Below are 14371 nucleotides of genomic sequence, written 5' to 3'. Positions count from 1 at the left end.
AGTCCGATTTCGCGAAGTCACCCCAGACTTCACCCTAAGTTGTATCTACAATTAAATGACCCACCAATTTCCCCGGGCACCAACGAAGAAACCACCCCGGGCTTCACCCCGGAGTGGCTTGCGAAACAGAAGCGCGACGAACTACTCGCCGTTTCGCTCCCGGAGAAGACCCAGAGATTCGGCTCTCCGCAGGGCCTCCGGCCGCGTGTGGACGCCCAGCTTCTTGTACGCGGACCGCAACTGCGTCTTCACGGTATTGGGCGAGACGAACAGCTCCTCGGCGATTCGGGTCGGCGAGGTGTGCCTCGCAAGCGCGTGAACCACGACTCGTTCGCGCTCCGTGAACTGCGGCATGGCACTCACTTCCTGGAAGTTCGTCACGACGTCGAGCGAGTCGAACATCCCGATGTCGTCTGCGCCGCCGGACTCTCGGCTGAGCTCAGCCAGCGCGCTGCGGTCGCGATCGGGCAGCATCAGGAGCGGCGAGACGAGCCCGTACTGGAGCGACAGCCCAGAAGCGAGGCCGACCATGCTCCGGGCGACGTCACGGTCGCCATCGCGCAGCGCCCCGGCCGCGCCGATGAGGTGCATCGCCATGCGCATCCTCGGCGTCGTCACGAAGTCCAGCGACCGCGAGACCCATTGCATCGACTGATCCGTGTCACCGTCGACGAGAGCGAGCAGCGACCTGGCCGGCAGCGTGCGGAAGTCGTCGACGGCGTACCCCTCCAGCAGCTTGCGCGCGCGTGCCGGGCGGCCGGCGGCGAGCCAGAGGACGACGAGGAGGGACTTCACACGGAAGAGACCGAGGCTCTCGCCGACCCCAGAGGCGGTGAGAGGACCGTCGAGCATCTCCTCGACACGTCGGGCCTCCGCGAGCGCCTCGCCCTGAGCCAACCGAGCAAGCATGACCGGCTCCTGCAAGTAGGGCCAGAGGTCGGACGTGACTGCGAAGCGCTCGATGTCCTCCAAGGCCGCCTGCGCCTGCACCCATTCGCCGCGTTCGAGATGCCCGTAGGACCTCGCGATGTGCCCGAAGGTGCCGAGGTGGCCACGCGCGCTTGTCGTCATCCAGGCCCCGTCTTCGATCTGCGCGAGCATCGCCGCCGAGGCGGGCATGTCTCCGTCGACGGACTTGTAGCCCGCCGCATCCCAGAACGACAGGTTGCGTGAGCTCTTCGACTGCGGCACCACGAAGGTCTCGGCGACCGCGGCGTGAGCCCCCGTCACGTCACCAACGAGGAAGAGCGAGAGCGCTGCCCCACGAGTGAAGACCGGGGACAGCGTCGCCGATGCGCACACCCGACTCTGAGCAGCGCTGAGCTCAAGCGCTTCGCGCGCGAGCTCAGCCGACTCCAGGTGCCTGCCGAGCGTGCGCAGCGCGAAGACCTTGAAGCAGAGGTACTCGCCGCGACGCTCGACGGCAAGGTCGCCCGGGATGCGCATCCCTGCGGCGATCTGCAGGAGCGGCTTCGCGCTGCTCCGCAGCACCGGGTTGGCAAGACGGGCGAGACCGAGCACAAACGCGAGCACGGGGTACGCCACGAGCACGTCCTGCGGGAGATGCTGCAGCCGCGACACGTAGCGATCCGTCGTGTACGCCTCGACGACAGTGAGGAGCAGTCGAGCGCAGATGCGTGATGCGAGCTCGAAATCGTCGACCTCGAGCGCCAGCTCGAGGGCGCCTTCCGGGTCGCCGTTCGCGCTCAGCCATGCCGCGGCAAGGGAGGCTGCGCGTCGATACTCTGCCGGCGACCCGGCCCGCAGCTCCTCGTGGAGCGCCTCACGGAGCGCAGTGACGTACTGGAAGGCGTTGCTACTGCGGGTGAACGAGATGTGCCGCCCGAAGCCATCCGCTTCCAGCATCTCGATCGCCGCATCCGGATCCAGGTCGGGGACGAGCATACGCGCGAGCGAGGCGTCGAAGTACGGGACGACGCTGGTGATCCTCGCGAACCTGGCGAGCTCGTCGTTGGGCAGCTGACCGGAGAGGTTCGTCGAGTTGAGTGCGTTCTCGCGCCAGTGGAATGCGCGCGGGCCGGACCGGGAGAGCTCGAGGACGGCCGCGCGGACGGCGATGGCGTAGCCACCGGTCGCCTCGTGCACTTCCGTCGGCGTCGCGACGTGGGTCTCCCCCACGACGATCTCGAAGAACGCTGCGACCTCGGCCTCTGTGAACTCCAGGTCGATGTTGGTCACGACGCGAACGCGGCCCTGCAGCTGGAGCCTCGATTGGTCGAGCGTGGTGCGTCCCCTCGCGGCGATGATGACCCGCATGTTCGGGACGCTCTCGGCACCCCTGAGGAGGTCCTGGTCGACGATCGGAACGAGGTCGCCGAGGCGCTCATAGCCGTCGAGGATGATCGTGAAGGGAACCTCGCTGCGCATGGCCGCGACGAGGTCGCGCTTCCCGAAGTCGTCGCTGTTGATGAGCGTCACGAGGTCGTCGTATTCGAGGCTCGTGAGGAGCCCTTCCCGGAGGGCCGCGCGAGCGATCTGCTCCCAGACGCCGTTGCGGGTGGTCGTCGCGGTGCCGAACGTCACCCAGAGCAGGCGGCCTGTGTAGTGACCGGATTCGGCCCACATGCGCAGGAGCGTCGTCTTCCCGTATCCGCTCGGCGCATGGAGCAGGGTGATCCGCGTCGAATCATCGTCGAGCGCCCGGAGGAGACGCTGTCTCACCAGTAGTTCCCGCGTTGTTGCGTGCACTGAATTCACCCCAGCTCGAGTCCATGATTCTTCACCTACCAAATGGATGGTCATGACTCTAACTCGCGAATCTCCGTTTGACGAGATCCGGGTGACCGGGGATTCACCGGGGATCATGCCATACCACACCAGAGGTTTACCACTTTCTGGCAGGCGCGAGGCGGGCGGATTGAGACCACCAGAGGGGGGCTTTCTCAGGAAATTGCCGCTGCGAACCTATCGCTGATCAGCGCAAACCTGCTCGGCCATCGTGAGGGCGCCGGTACCATGCAGGCTCGAAGCCCAGGCGAGCTGAAGCTCACGCGTGAGATCCGGCCACTGCGACCCCGACCAGAATTCACAGTCACGAACCCCGAACTTCAGCTCGAAGACGCCGAGGCCCGTGAGGTTGTTCCCCACGAAGTTGACGCTGAAATCCCGATTCGCGTTCTGGAGCTCCGGGACCAGGGCGAGCAACTCCTGCCATTCCGCGGTCTCCCGGAACGCCTTGGCGGCCTCCCCAGCCTTGACTCCCTGCATCGTGTCGTCGAAGGCGGTGACATTGACCTGGGTTCCACCGTGGGCCGAATCATCTACGCGCACATGGACGCTCGCAAGCTGCTCCGACTCATCGAACACGGCGCTCGTCTCTCGGACGAACTCGATCTGCTCAGCTGTCGGCAGCTCGCTCTGCACGAACTGACCGGTCGTGAACGGAGCCAAGCCCATGAGGTCCCACTCCCCGGTGGCAGCGCCCGGATCATGCAGCGAACGAGCGGTCTCGAGGAGCTGCATCGTGCGCTCGCTATCGCCGCGCTCCTCGCTCGAGAGCTCGATCACGACAAGCCGCCCACGAGCGGCCGCAGAAAGGGAGGGCGCGCTGGACTCCGTCGGCGAGACAGTCGTGGGCGCCGGTTCGCCAGGAGCCTCCGTCAACGACGGCTGCGCTTCGGTCCCCTGCGAGGCGAGACCGTCCGCTGTTTCAGCGGATACCTGATCGGTCACGTCGAACATGCCAGCGGTCACCGGCGCCGAGTACGTCCGCGTGGAGATCGACTCGAACCCCACAGCCGTCAGCTCACGCCAGTAGCCGAGCTGGGCATGGAGCGACTCCGGCGTGGTGAGGTCGAAGTAGGAGTAGGCGGAGCCCGCGAGCCTCAGCTCGACCGTCCCCGCCCACTGGCCCTGGTCGAGCTGCACGGTCGGGAAAGTCGAGGCGTAGTCGCCGATATCCGCGAGCTCCTCCTCGGTCACCTCCTCCGCGAGAGTGACGACGAGGTCGACCTTCACTGCCCCATCAACCGGCGGCCGGTCGAGGCTGGACCCCTCGACGCCGGGAAGCGAGCGAAGGGTCTGGTTGAACGACTCGAGCGCGGTCTGCACGGACGGGAACGGCCCGGAAGCGCATCCGGCGAGCATCGTCATCATGACGGCCGCGATGAAGACGGGCAGGGCAGAACGCGGCATCGTCAGCACCCTCCTCCGCGTCCTCGATCCAGCACGACGACGATCAGGTTACGCGGCGCTCCCCGGAGGTATCTGAGGACTCCCTCAGAGCGAGCGGCAGTCCGCTCCGCCGAGGTTCAGCTCGCCGCCGGAGAACCGGCTGCCTCGCCATCCGCTCTGACCTCGCCTGCCCTGCCGACGTGCACCAGGGAACGCCAGACGAGCGCGAGGATGAGGATGCTCGCGCCGAACGCGACCCAGATCGTGGTGACGATGCCGAAGCCCTGGCCGATGAGGCCCCCCACGAAGGTGCCGACGGCCATGCCGCCGATCATCCCGAGGAAGTAGACGCTCGAGACCCGCCCGCGCATGCGGCTCGGGACGGCCCGCCCGCGGATGGTGCTCGCGAGCGTCGCCCAGATGACCGTGTACATGCCGAAGACGAACATCGTGAGGCCCGCGACGATGACGTTCGCCGTCGCCGCGAGTACGAGGTGCAGCACCGTCTCGAGCGCGAGACAGGTGCGCATGAGACTCGTGTAGGAGAACCGGCGCTCCAGGCGTCCGTAGAGGGCTGTGCCGACGAGCCCGCCGAGCGCCGAGACCGCGAGCAGCAGCCCGTAGCCGGCATCGTCCAGTCCGAGGCGCTGCTTCGCATAGAGCACGAGCACCCCGTAGGTCATGCCGTACGTGATATTGAACGCGAACAGGATGATCGCGAGTGTCCGGACGGGCGGGTTCTGCCAAAGCCAGGCGAAGCCCTTCGCGATGTCCCGACGCACACGGGCGACTGAGCGCACCGTCTCGATCGGCCCGGTCGTCGCCGTCGAGACGGGCGGTGAGGTGATGCGGGACACCAGCACCACTGCGAAGAGCAGGGAGACGACGGTCACGCCGTACGGGATCGCATGCCCGACCGCGAAGATGGCACCGCCGATCGCGGGACCGGCGAGCTGGTTCATGACGGTCTGGCTGGCGATGAGTCGCGAGTTCGCGATGCCGAGCTCTTTCGACGGGACGAGGTCGGGCACGATCGAGGTCCAGGCGTTGTCGGTGAAGACCTCCGCCGACCCCACGAGGAACAGCGCGATGTAGAGGATCGGCAGGTTGACGGTGTCGGTGAGCACGAGTGCGCCGATGACGGCCAGCATCAGGACGCGGCTGAGCGCCCCCGTGACGATGATCGCGACACGGGGCAGGCGGTCTGCGACCACGCCCGCGAAGAGGCCGAACACGAGCCACGGAAGCTGCTGCACGACCAGGGCCAGCGAGACGAGCAGCGGGTCCTGGGTGAGGCTCGCGACGAGCAAGGGGCCCGCCGCGATCAGGATGCCGTCGGCGAGGTTCGAGAACAGCGACGAGGAGAGGAGGTATCGGAAGGGCGTGCCAAGTGGCTTCGGGGATGCCCAGTTGAGCAGGAGTGACATGGGTCGGGTCCAGACGACGAGAACTGACCCCCTCTTCGCTGAGGGGGTCGAGACGGAGCGGGAAGGTGAGGCGGCGCGCTAGCTGTTCGCGTCGAGCTGCGGGAGGCCGAGGCGAGCGCGTTCTTCGCGTTCGATCTTGTCGGCCATGGCACGCTCGCGACGATCGCCGGAGAGAATCGAAGTGAGGATCCAGAAGAACGCAGCCCCGATGATCACGGTCGGGATGAGCGACCAGAGCGCGTTGAGGAAGAAGTCCATGATGGAGGGAGTCTACGCGAAGCCCCCCGCGCACCGGCGAGTCTCGGCACATCCGTCTCGATGTCGGCGCATCCGCCTAGGCTGTGCCCATGGTCGATCGCTCGAACGTCGAATGCTGGCTCACTGACATGGACGGCGTGCTTGTGCACGAGCAGGCCGCGCTCCCCGGCGCAGTCGAGCTGCTCGCGCAGTGGCAGCGGGACGAGACCCCGTACCTCGTCCTCACGAACAACTCCATCTTCACGGCCCGCGATCTCGCGGCCCGCCTCCGCTCGAGCGGCATCAACGTGCCGGAAGACCGGCTCTGGACCTCGGCGCTCGCGACGGCGGACTTCCTGCGCCAGCAGCTGCCGGGCGGGTCGGCGTTTGTCATCGGCGAGGCGGGACTGCTCACGGCGCTGCACGACGCGGGTTACATCATGACGGAGACCGACCCCGACTTCGTGGTCGTCGGCGAAACCCGCAACTACTCGTTCGACGCCATCACGAAGGCCATCCGCCTCATCGGCAACGGTGCGCGCTTCATCGTCACGAACCCCGACGCGACCGGTCCGAGCGCCGACGGCCCCATGCCCGCGACGGGTGCCATCGCGGCCCTCATCACGAAGGCGACCGGCCGCGAACCCTACGTGGTCGGCAAGCCGAATCCCATGATGTTCCGGTCTGCGCTCAACAAGATCGGCGCGCACTCGCACAACACGGCCATGATCGGCGACCGGATGGACACCGACATCGTGGCGGGCATGGAAGCGGGACTGCACACAGTGCTGGTGCTCACGGGCATCAGCGATCAGCGAGAGATCGAGCGCTACCCGTTCCGCCCCGACGAGATCATCTCCGGCGTGCACGAACTCGTCCGGCCTGCTGGCGAGAGCTGAGCTGCATCCGCCCGCTCGACCCTGATTGCTAGGCCAACTAGCGATTTGCCGCAGCTCGCGTACCATTGGCGCAGTGACTTCCAGCTCCTCCAGCTCAGCAGCCGCTCCCGATACGCCGAAGAAGAAGGGCCCGCCGACGATCAAACGGTGGGTCTTCTGGCCCGCCGCGATCATCGTCATCGGCTTCGCAGGCTTCTCGATCCTCGCCCCGACCGCGGCTGACGCCGCGTTCAACGCCGTCCAGTCGTCGATCGTGCGCAACTTCAACTGGTACTACGTGCTCATCGCGGCGTTCTTCGTGGTCTTCAGCCTCGTGATGGGCTTCGGCAAGTACGGCGACATCAAGCTCGGCAAGGACGACGACAAGCCCGAGTTCTCGAACCTCAGCTGGCTGTCGCTCCTCTTCGCCGCTGGCATGGGAATCGGCCTCGTCTTCTACGGCGTGAGCGAGCCGCTCAGCCACTTCATCGAACCGAAGCCCGGCGTCTCCGGCACCGAGAGCCAGATCGCTCAGCAGGCCCTCTCACAGACCTACCTGCACTGGGGCGTGCACGCGTGGTCCATCTACATCGTCCTCGGCCTCGCGCTCGCCTACGCCATCCACCGCCGCGGACGACCGGTCAGCGTGCGCTGGGCGCTGGAGCCGCTCCTCGGCCGTCGCGTTCGCGGAGGCTGGGGCAACCTCATCGACGTCGTCGCGCTGGTCGGCACCATCTTCGGAGTCGCCACCTCGCTCGGCCTCGGTGTGCTGCAGATCGGCTCTGGCCTGGAGGCCGCGGGCATCCTCGAGTCCTCCACGACCTCATCCATCGCCATCATCGCCGTCATCACCGCGTTTGTGCTCTTCTCGGTGCTCTCCGGCGTCGGCAAGGGCATGAAGTGGCTCTCGAACACGAACCTCATGCTGGCGGGCGCACTGCTCGTCTTCATCCTCATCGTCGGCCCGACACAGTTCCTGCTGCGAGACTTCGTGCAGTCGCTCGGCAACTACCTGCAGAACTTCGTCAGCCTGACCTTCTCGACGAGCGCATTCTCCGGCGAGGCGGGCGTCGACTGGCAGTCGGCGTGGACCACGTTCTACTGGGGCTGGTGGATGTCGTGGGCGCCGTTCGTGGGTGTCTTCATCGCCCGCATCTCCCGCGGTCGCACCGTGCGCGAGTTCGTGACGGGCGTCATGCTCGTGCCAACGCTCGTGACCTTCCTCTGGTTCTCGGTCCTTGGCGGCACAGCCCTCTACATGCAGCTGAACGGCGTCACCGACTTCGTCCAGGGCGACGGATCGGTCGACGTCGAAGGGGCCCTCTTCCAGATGCTGGCTCAGCTCCCCGGCGGTGCAGTGCTGACCATCGGTGCGATCATCCTCATCGCGATCTTCTTCATCACGTCCGCAGACTCCGGCGCGCTTGTCATGGGCATGCTCGCGACCGGCGGTCAGGCCGAGCCGAAGCACTGGGTGCGCGCATTCTTCGCGGTCATCACCTCGCTGCTCGCGGTCGCGCTCCTGCTCGCTGGCGGATTGAACGCCCTGCAGACGGCCGCGATCAGCATCGCGCTGCCCTTCTCGATCGTCCTGCTCCTTTCCTGCTGGGCGACGGCCCTCGCGTTCGCACGCGAGAAACGTGCATACGACCGGGCCAACCGCGCCGCCCTGGTCGGCCACATCGGTGACTTCTACGGTCTCGAAGTGGACGAGCCCGTCGAGCGTGCGCCCGGCAAGATGTTCCCGTGGCTGCGGAAGGCGAACGTCATGAACGTGCCCGTCGCGGGCCCGCAGACGAGCCAGGTCGCGGTCGTGGCGCAGGCTGAGGAGCCCAAGAACGACTGACCGCCGAGCGGCTCGGTTTCGAGGCAGGCAGGGGCCGGATGCACACGCATCCGGCCCCTGCCTGTTCCCCTGCAAGCGACGCGCGGTGCTTCCGTCCTCCTCTCCCCCGGATGTCAACCCTCAGCGAGCATTGACCGCGAAGCCCCACCCTGGAGTGGATGCAGAAACTCGCCGGCGCCCTCCTCCCCGCGCTCACGCCCTCCCGACTCCTCCACGTGGCAAAGACCGCCGCCGCCGCAACGCTCGCCTGGTACGCCGGGCACCTCGTCCCGGGAGAGGCGAACGCCTACGCCTACTACGCGCCCCTCGGCGCGCTGGTCGCGAGCGTCCCGACCGTTGCCGGTTCCGTGCGATCGAGCGTCCAGGTCGTGGTCGGTGTGCTCCTCGGAGTGCTCGCCTCCGGGGCGCTCGTGACCCTCGGCACCCCCGTGGCGCTGGCAGTCCCCGTCGCGGTCGGCGTCGGCACGCTGCTCGCAGGGATTCCGGTCTTCGGAGCGGGCCGCGACTACATTCCCATCGCAGCACTCTTCGTCTTCGTGGTGGGCGGCGCGAATCCCGACGGATTCTCCATCGGCTACGTCGTGCAGATGGCTGTCGGCGCAGCCATCGGTGTCGGGCTCAACCTCATCGTGCCTCCCGCGACCGGCCGGAAGCAGGCCATGCAGGCGACGAGCGCCCTCAAGGCGACCATCGCCGACACCATCCAGCGAGCAACGGAGCTACCGGCCGGCGACGCCCCGGAGGACGACCTCAAGGCCTGGCGAAGCTCACTCATTCGCCTCGACGGCGAACTCGCAGACGCCAAGACGCTGGTCGCCGAGGTGCAGGAGAACCTCCGAGGCAACGCCAGGGGCCTGCGCACCAAGTTCGACAGCTCCTCCGTCCAAGCGGAGCTGGACAGCCTCAGCCGCATCACTCGCCACATCGCCGAACTCCAGGAGCCGTTCCTCGAAGTCTCCTGGAGCGAGGCGAAGTCCGAGTCGGGACGCGCCTTGCAGGCCGCAGGAGAGCAGCTCGGGCAGCTGCTGCGTGCCTGGGACCAGACCGATGACGATCTGCGCGCGCGGCTTACCGCCGCCTCCTCGGCCCTCGACGACCTGCAGCGCTTGGAGTTCGAAGACCACACGGGATGGGATCCACCAGCGCAACGCCGTTCCGTCACGATCTACGCGCTCAGGAAGATCGTCGCCGAGATCGAGTACCGCGTGGAGAGCCAGAAGAGCACGGCGTCCACGGGATAGGCGTGACTGCGCGCTGCCCGCGCTCCCCGCGCTCCCCGTCCGTATCCCCGCCCGCGCTTCCCGCCCGCATCGCGCAGAGCTGACTTGTGGTCGTCATTCTCGCGAGAGAACGACCACAAGTCAGCTCTGGGCGAAGGCATCAGCGTGAACGCATCGCCGAGCGGAGTCGAGCGAAGAGGCGCTTCGGGTCCTGGATGTCGCGTCGGGTGATCTGGATGACGATCCAGCCGAGACGCTCGAGCTCACGTCGTCGCTCGATGTCCTCCACCGCCTTCGCCACGGTGAAATGGTGTTCGCCTTCGTATTCGAGTGCGATCTTCAGCGAAGGGTAGGCGAGGTCGATCCGCGCCACGAACCGCCGCCCGTCGAAGACGCGGTGCTGCAGGACAGGTTCCGGGAAGCGGGCCGAGACGAGGGCGTGGCGAAGTCGGGATTCTCCGGGCGATTCGACCTGCGGTCTGGCGAGTTCGACGGCAGCACGGAGCTGGGCGACTCCAGCACGTTTCGCCCAGGCGTCTGCGACTGCACGGAGCTCGTCCAGCGTAGCCAGCGAGCCGCCGTGGCGCCGTCCCGGGTAGTTGTCTGCGCTCGTGAGGAGTGCATCCGCCTGCACGAGAGTTTCGCGCGGGGCGAGCTGAGCGGCGAGCTGCGCCCAGGCGACGCAGGGCGACAGCAGCCGGACACCCTCGAACTCGCGGTCGCTGAACAGGTGCGGCGCCAGCCTGAGACCCGTGATCGCGACTCCCGTTGGGACGTGCCGTGGACTCCGCACGGCGACGAACGTGTGTCTGCGCGATTCGATGGCCAGCGGGAGCGGGATTCCCCAGACCCGGCAGGCGGAGACGCTGGCCAGCGCGATGTCCCGCGGCGCGGCTCTCGCGTAGGCCAGGTCGGCGTCTCGCGCTGACGTGATCTCACGGGTGGTCCGGATTCCGCGGTGTGGGCCGGTGGTCGTCGACGCTCTGACCTGGGCTCGCGTGATCCCGTTCTCGAGAGCGTCGGAGTAGCGGAACGTCGTGTCGGTGAACTCGGGCGGGAGCGGCGTTCTAGATCGCATTTACGAACGGTAGATGGATGCGCGCGGCGGTGTCCGGCTCATCTCCCCGCCTGTGGAGACCACGCTCTCGACACCCGAGGATTCTGCAGGCCCGCCTCGCCGGCGCCGCCCCATCCCGCGCCGCCCGCGCCATCCCAGGCCGTTCCATCCCATCCCGAGCCGCAGAGCTGACTTGTGGTCGTCAAACTCGAGGTTTGACGACCACAAGTCATCTTTGGGAAGACAGGGCGCGGGGAGCTACCCGACGAGGGCGCTACTTGACGAGGGGGAACAGCACCGTCTCGCGGATGCCAAGGCCGGTGATGGCCATGAGCAGGCGGTCGATGCCCATGCCCATGCCGCCGGAAGGAGGCATAGCGTGCTCGAGCGCAGCGAGGAAGTCCTCGTCGACGCGCATCGCCTCGACGTCTCCGCGTGCCCCGAGCGCCGCCTGCTCGACGAAGCGGGCACGCTGCTCGACGGGGTCGATGAGCTCCGAGTACCCCGTCGCGAGCTCGAAGCCGCGAACGTACAGGTCCCACTTCTCGACGACACCGGGGATCGAGCGGTGGGATGCGGTGAGCGGCGACGTCTCGACGGGGAAGTCCATGACGAACGTCGGACGGGTGAGGTCCTCCTTGACGAAGTGCTCCCAGAGCTCTTCGACGAGCTTGCCGTGTGTGGGGTGGTCGACCTCGACTTCCACCTTCGCGGCGAGGGCCTCGAGCTCGGCGAGGGGCGTCGACGGCGTGATCTCGACGCCTGCCGCTTCCGACAGCGACGGGTACATGGACACTCGGTCCCAATCACCGCCGAGATCGAACTCGGTGCCATCCGCCCAAGTGACGACGTGCGAGCCTGCGACGGCGTGGGCCGCATTCTGCACGAGCTCCTGCGTGAGGTCGGCGATCGAGGTGTAGTCGCCGTAGGCCTGGTAGGCCTCGAGCATCGCGAACTCGGGGCTGTGGGTCGAATCAGCGCCTTCGTTGCGGAAGTTGCGGTTGATCTCGAAGACCCGGTCGAGGCCGCCGACGACGGCGCGCTTCAAGTACAGCTCAGGTGCGATGCGCAGGAACAGCTCGGTGTCGAACGCGTTGGAGTGCGTCACGAACGGGCGGGCCGCGGCGCCGCCGTGCATCGTCTGCAGCATGGGCGTCTCGACCTCGAGGAACTCGTGGTTCGCGAAGGTCTGACGAAGCGAGGCGTTGGTCTTGGCTCGAGCGACCACCACTTCGCGGGCGGCGGGTCGCTGGATGAGATCGAGGTAGCGCTGGCGGACGCGCGTCTCGTCGCTCAGTTCGGCGTGGAGGTTGGGAAGCGGCCGGACCGCTTTGGACGCCATCCGCCATTCGTCGGCCATGATGCTGAGCTCGCCGCGGCGTGACGAGATGATCTCACCGGCAGCGAAGACGTGGTCGCCGAGGTCGACGTATTCCTTCCACAGGTCGAGCTGCTCCTGGCCGACGACGGCAAGCGAGAGCATGATCTGGATGCGCGACCCGTCACCCGCCTGGAGGCTCGCGAAGCAGAGCTTGCCGGTGTTGCGGAGGTGCACGATGCGCCCTGCGACGCCCGCGCGTTCGCCGGTGGACGCGCCGTCTTCCAGCTCGGTGTGGGCTGCGCGCAATTCGGAGATGGTGTGCGTGATGGGGAGCGTCAGTGGGTAGGGCGCGATGCCCGAGTCCAGCATCCGCGCGCGCTTTTCGAGACGCACCTGCTTCTGCTCGGAGGCTTCGGCCTCGGAGAGTGCGTCTTGGATGGGCGCGTCGGCCATTCGGGCTCCTTGCGTTGCGTGCGGCTGGGTGTGGATGCGTGTTCCGGGCGCGACGAATGGTGCTCGGAAACGCACTCCCCCAGTTTGGTGCACTTCGCGCCGTCGCGCGAACCGGCAACCCTCGGGGTCGCTACGCGGTGCGGGCCTTCGCCCAGTCGACGACGCCCTCGAGGTACGCGACGATCGTCTCGGCCGCCGGCACGAGCTCGCGGCCCGAGCGCTGATAGGTCTCGTCTGAGCGGCGGAACGGGTCGACCACGTCGTAGTCGGCGGCGTTCTCGAGCGGGGCGACGAGGCCGCGCAGCGGGGCGGCGGCGGCAACTGCCGCGGCGAGCGCTGCAGCGACGATGTCCTGCTCGGAGGCGCCCGAGCCGGCGCCGTCTGTGGCTCCTTCGAGCGCTTCGCGGCGCGAGCGACGCGAGCCGTGGCTCGCACCTGGCGCCTCGTAGGACTCCTCGAGGTCTTCCGCGGTGACCTGGCTCGCGATGTGCGCGAACTCGCGCAGCGTGAATGTGCGCCGGACGACGGAGGGGGCCAGCTCGACGATGCGCTGGCGGTGGTCGCGGGAGAGCGCAAGCACGAGGCCTGCTCCACGGGCGATGTCTTCCGTGAGCTGCCTCGAGATGTGCGCTTCCGCGTCCGTCACCCCGTACTGGGCGGCGAGCGCGAGCGCTTGCTGGGGCATCCCGCTGCCGACGAGGGCACCTGTTCCCGCGCTCTCGACGGTGACGCCGGGCAGATCCCGGAGCCCGTCTCGAAGCAGTTGCTCGGCGAGTGGCGAACGGCAGATGTTGCCCGTGCAGACCGTCAGGATGCGAAAGCTCATGCGTGTGTTCCCCCAGGGGTCGTGGAACGTTCAGCGTAGCAACGAGACGAGCGGGGCGCGGCACTCGCGCTGTTCGCGCGCGTCCGCCCCAAGCCGGAGCTGCGGGCGAGCGCCCTAGCGGTACTCGCCGACGTAGGCCTTCATGTTGTCGATAAGGCGCGTGGTGCCGACACGGGCGGCGACCAGCACGAGTGCCGTCCCGCGGTACGCCTCGTTGACGAGCACGAACGTCTCTGGGTCGACGATGGAGACGTAGTCCATCTTCACGAGCTTCTCGTCCATGAGGGCGCCCTGGGCCTGCGAGATCATCTCGCGGATGCCACGGTCCCCGTTGGCGGCAGCGGCGGAGAGCGCGCGCACGAGGCTGAGGGCCGCGCTGCGCTCGTCGTCGGAGAGGTAGACGTTGCGACTGGAGCGCGCGAGGCCGTCATCTTCGCGGATGATGGGCGCGCCCACCACGTCGATATCGAGGTCGAGGTCGCGGACGAGGCTCCGCACGAGGAAGAGCTGCTGCGCGTCCTTCTCGCCGAAGACCGCCACGTTCGGGCGGATGATGTTGAAGAGCTTCGTGACGACCGTGAGGACACCATCGAAGTGCGCAAGACGGTGTGCCGCCTCGAGGATGCCAGCGGCCGGTCCGCCGACGACGCGTGTCTGCTTGATGCCGTTGGGGTACATATCGTCGACCGCTGGCGCGAAGACGTAGTCGACGCCGGCCGCGTCGAGCTTCGCGAGGTCGTCTTCGAAGGTGCGGGGGTAGCGTTCGAAGTCCTCGCCGGGCGCGAACTGCATCGGGTTCACGAAGACGGACACCACGGTCTTCGAGGCGCTTCGCTTGGCGATGTCGACAAGCGACAGATGGCCTTCGTGGAGAGCGCCCATCGTGGGCACCAGCGCGATCGTGTCGGTTTTCCCAACCTCCCGGAGCACTGCTTTGGCTTCGGCGATCGTGGTCAGAACGTGTGGCAAGAG

The 14371-nt window shown here is 67.3% G+C and carries 11 protein-coding genes; 3 read left to right on the top strand and 8 right to left on the bottom strand.

Annotated elements, in window-relative coordinates; genetic code table 11:
- Positions 1-141: 141 nt before the first annotated feature.
- The 4 genes from ITJ67_RS20090 to ITJ67_RS01570 form a co-directional block, all read right to left on the bottom strand.
- The gene (locus tag ITJ67_RS20090) at positions 142-2682 is read right to left on the bottom strand and encodes a LuxR C-terminal-related transcriptional regulator (protein WP_194676526.1); all 2541 of its coding nucleotides are present in this window, start codon (positions 2680-2682) and stop codon (positions 142-144) included.
- A 243-nt stretch (positions 2683-2925) separates the two neighbouring features.
- On the bottom strand, positions 2926-4155 hold the full coding sequence (locus ITJ67_RS01580; protein ID WP_194676525.1) for a hypothetical protein: 1230 nt from the start codon (positions 4153-4155) through the stop codon (positions 2926-2928).
- A gap of 116 nt (positions 4156-4271) precedes the next feature.
- Entirely contained in the window at positions 4272-5561 is a 1290-nt protein-coding gene (locus ITJ67_RS01575; protein WP_194676524.1) for an MFS transporter, read from the bottom strand.
- A 78-nt stretch (positions 5562-5639) separates the two neighbouring features.
- A complete protein-coding gene (locus ITJ67_RS01570) occupies positions 5640-5819 on the bottom strand; it encodes a hypothetical protein (protein ID WP_068477200.1) in 180 nt (59 codons plus the stop codon).
- Between the two features lie 89 nt (positions 5820-5908).
- Between ITJ67_RS01570 and ITJ67_RS01565 the strand changes: the two genes are divergently transcribed.
- The 3 genes from ITJ67_RS01565 to ITJ67_RS01555 all read left to right on the top strand — a co-directional run bounded on the left by ITJ67_RS01565 (position 5909) and on the right by ITJ67_RS01555 (position 9763).
- Positions 5909-6697, top strand: a complete 789-nt coding sequence (locus tag ITJ67_RS01565) for an HAD-IIA family hydrolase (protein ID WP_160071003.1) — start codon at positions 5909-5911, stop codon at positions 6695-6697.
- A 73-nt stretch (positions 6698-6770) separates the two neighbouring features.
- The gene (locus ITJ67_RS01560) at positions 6771-8522 is read left to right on the top strand and encodes a BCCT family transporter (RefSeq protein WP_160071004.1); all 1752 of its coding nucleotides are present in this window, start codon (positions 6771-6773) and stop codon (positions 8520-8522) included.
- A 158-nt stretch (positions 8523-8680) separates the two neighbouring features.
- Entirely contained in the window at positions 8681-9763 is a 1083-nt protein-coding gene (locus ITJ67_RS01555) for a hypothetical protein (RefSeq protein ID WP_160071005.1), read from the top strand.
- A gap of 139 nt (positions 9764-9902) precedes the next feature.
- On the opposite strand, the gene ITJ67_RS01550 is transcribed toward ITJ67_RS01555, so the two are convergent.
- The 4 genes from ITJ67_RS01550 to panC all read right to left on the bottom strand — a co-directional run bounded on the left by ITJ67_RS01550 (position 9903) and on the right by panC (position 14368).
- Entirely contained in the window at positions 9903-10820 is a 918-nt protein-coding gene (locus ITJ67_RS01550; RefSeq protein WP_194676523.1) for an endonuclease domain-containing protein, read from the bottom strand.
- 253 nt (positions 10821-11073) lie between these two features.
- Positions 11074-12573: a lysine--tRNA ligase gene (gene lysS, locus ITJ67_RS01545; protein WP_194676522.1), complete on the bottom strand. Its 1500-nt coding sequence runs from the start codon at positions 12571-12573 to the stop codon at positions 11074-11076.
- A 130-nt stretch (positions 12574-12703) separates the two neighbouring features.
- Positions 12704-13399, bottom strand: coding sequence for a low molecular weight phosphatase family protein (locus ITJ67_RS01540; RefSeq protein ID WP_160071008.1), 696 nt, complete (start codon positions 13397-13399; stop codon positions 12704-12706).
- A 114-nt stretch (positions 13400-13513) separates the two neighbouring features.
- Complete coding sequence (gene panC, locus ITJ67_RS01535) at positions 13514-14368, bottom strand: pantoate--beta-alanine ligase (RefSeq protein WP_194676521.1); 855 nt, start codon at positions 14366-14368, stop codon at positions 13514-13516.
- Between the last annotated feature and the right edge of the window lie 3 nt (positions 14369-14371).

Source organism: Pseudoclavibacter sp. VKM Ac-2867 (assembly GCF_015351275.1).
Taxonomy (GTDB): Bacteria; Actinomycetota; Actinomycetes; order Actinomycetales; family Microbacteriaceae; genus Pseudoclavibacter.
This window is presented reverse-complemented; position numbering and strand designations above follow the sequence as displayed.

Excerpts from the sequence above, each read along its gene's own strand:
- ITJ67_RS01580 (WP_194676525.1), bottom strand. The coding sequence starts at position 4,155 with ATGCCGCGTTCTGCCCTGCCCGTCTTCATCGCGGCCGTCATGATGACG.
- ITJ67_RS01575 (WP_194676524.1), bottom strand. The coding sequence starts at position 5,561 with ATGTCACTCCTGCTCAACTGGGCATCCCCGAAGCCACTTGGCACGCCC.
- ITJ67_RS01570 (WP_068477200.1), bottom strand. The coding sequence starts at position 5,819 with ATGGACTTCTTCCTCAACGCGCTCTGGTCGCTCATCCCGACCGTGATC.
- ITJ67_RS01565 (WP_160071003.1), top strand. The coding sequence starts at position 5,909 with ATGGTCGATCGCTCGAACGTCGAATGCTGGCTCACTGACATGGACGGC.
- ITJ67_RS01555 (WP_160071005.1), top strand. The coding sequence starts at position 8,681 with ATGCAGAAACTCGCCGGCGCCCTCCTCCCCGCGCTCACGCCCTCCCGA.
- ITJ67_RS01550 (WP_194676523.1), bottom strand. The coding sequence starts at position 10,820 with ATGCGATCTAGAACGCCGCTCCCGCCCGAGTTCACCGACACGACGTTC.
- lysS (WP_194676522.1), bottom strand. The coding sequence starts at position 12,573 with ATGGCCGACGCGCCCATCCAAGACGCACTCTCCGAGGCCGAAGCCTCC.
- ITJ67_RS01540 (WP_160071008.1), bottom strand. The coding sequence starts at position 13,399 with ATGAGCTTTCGCATCCTGACGGTCTGCACGGGCAACATCTGCCGTTCG.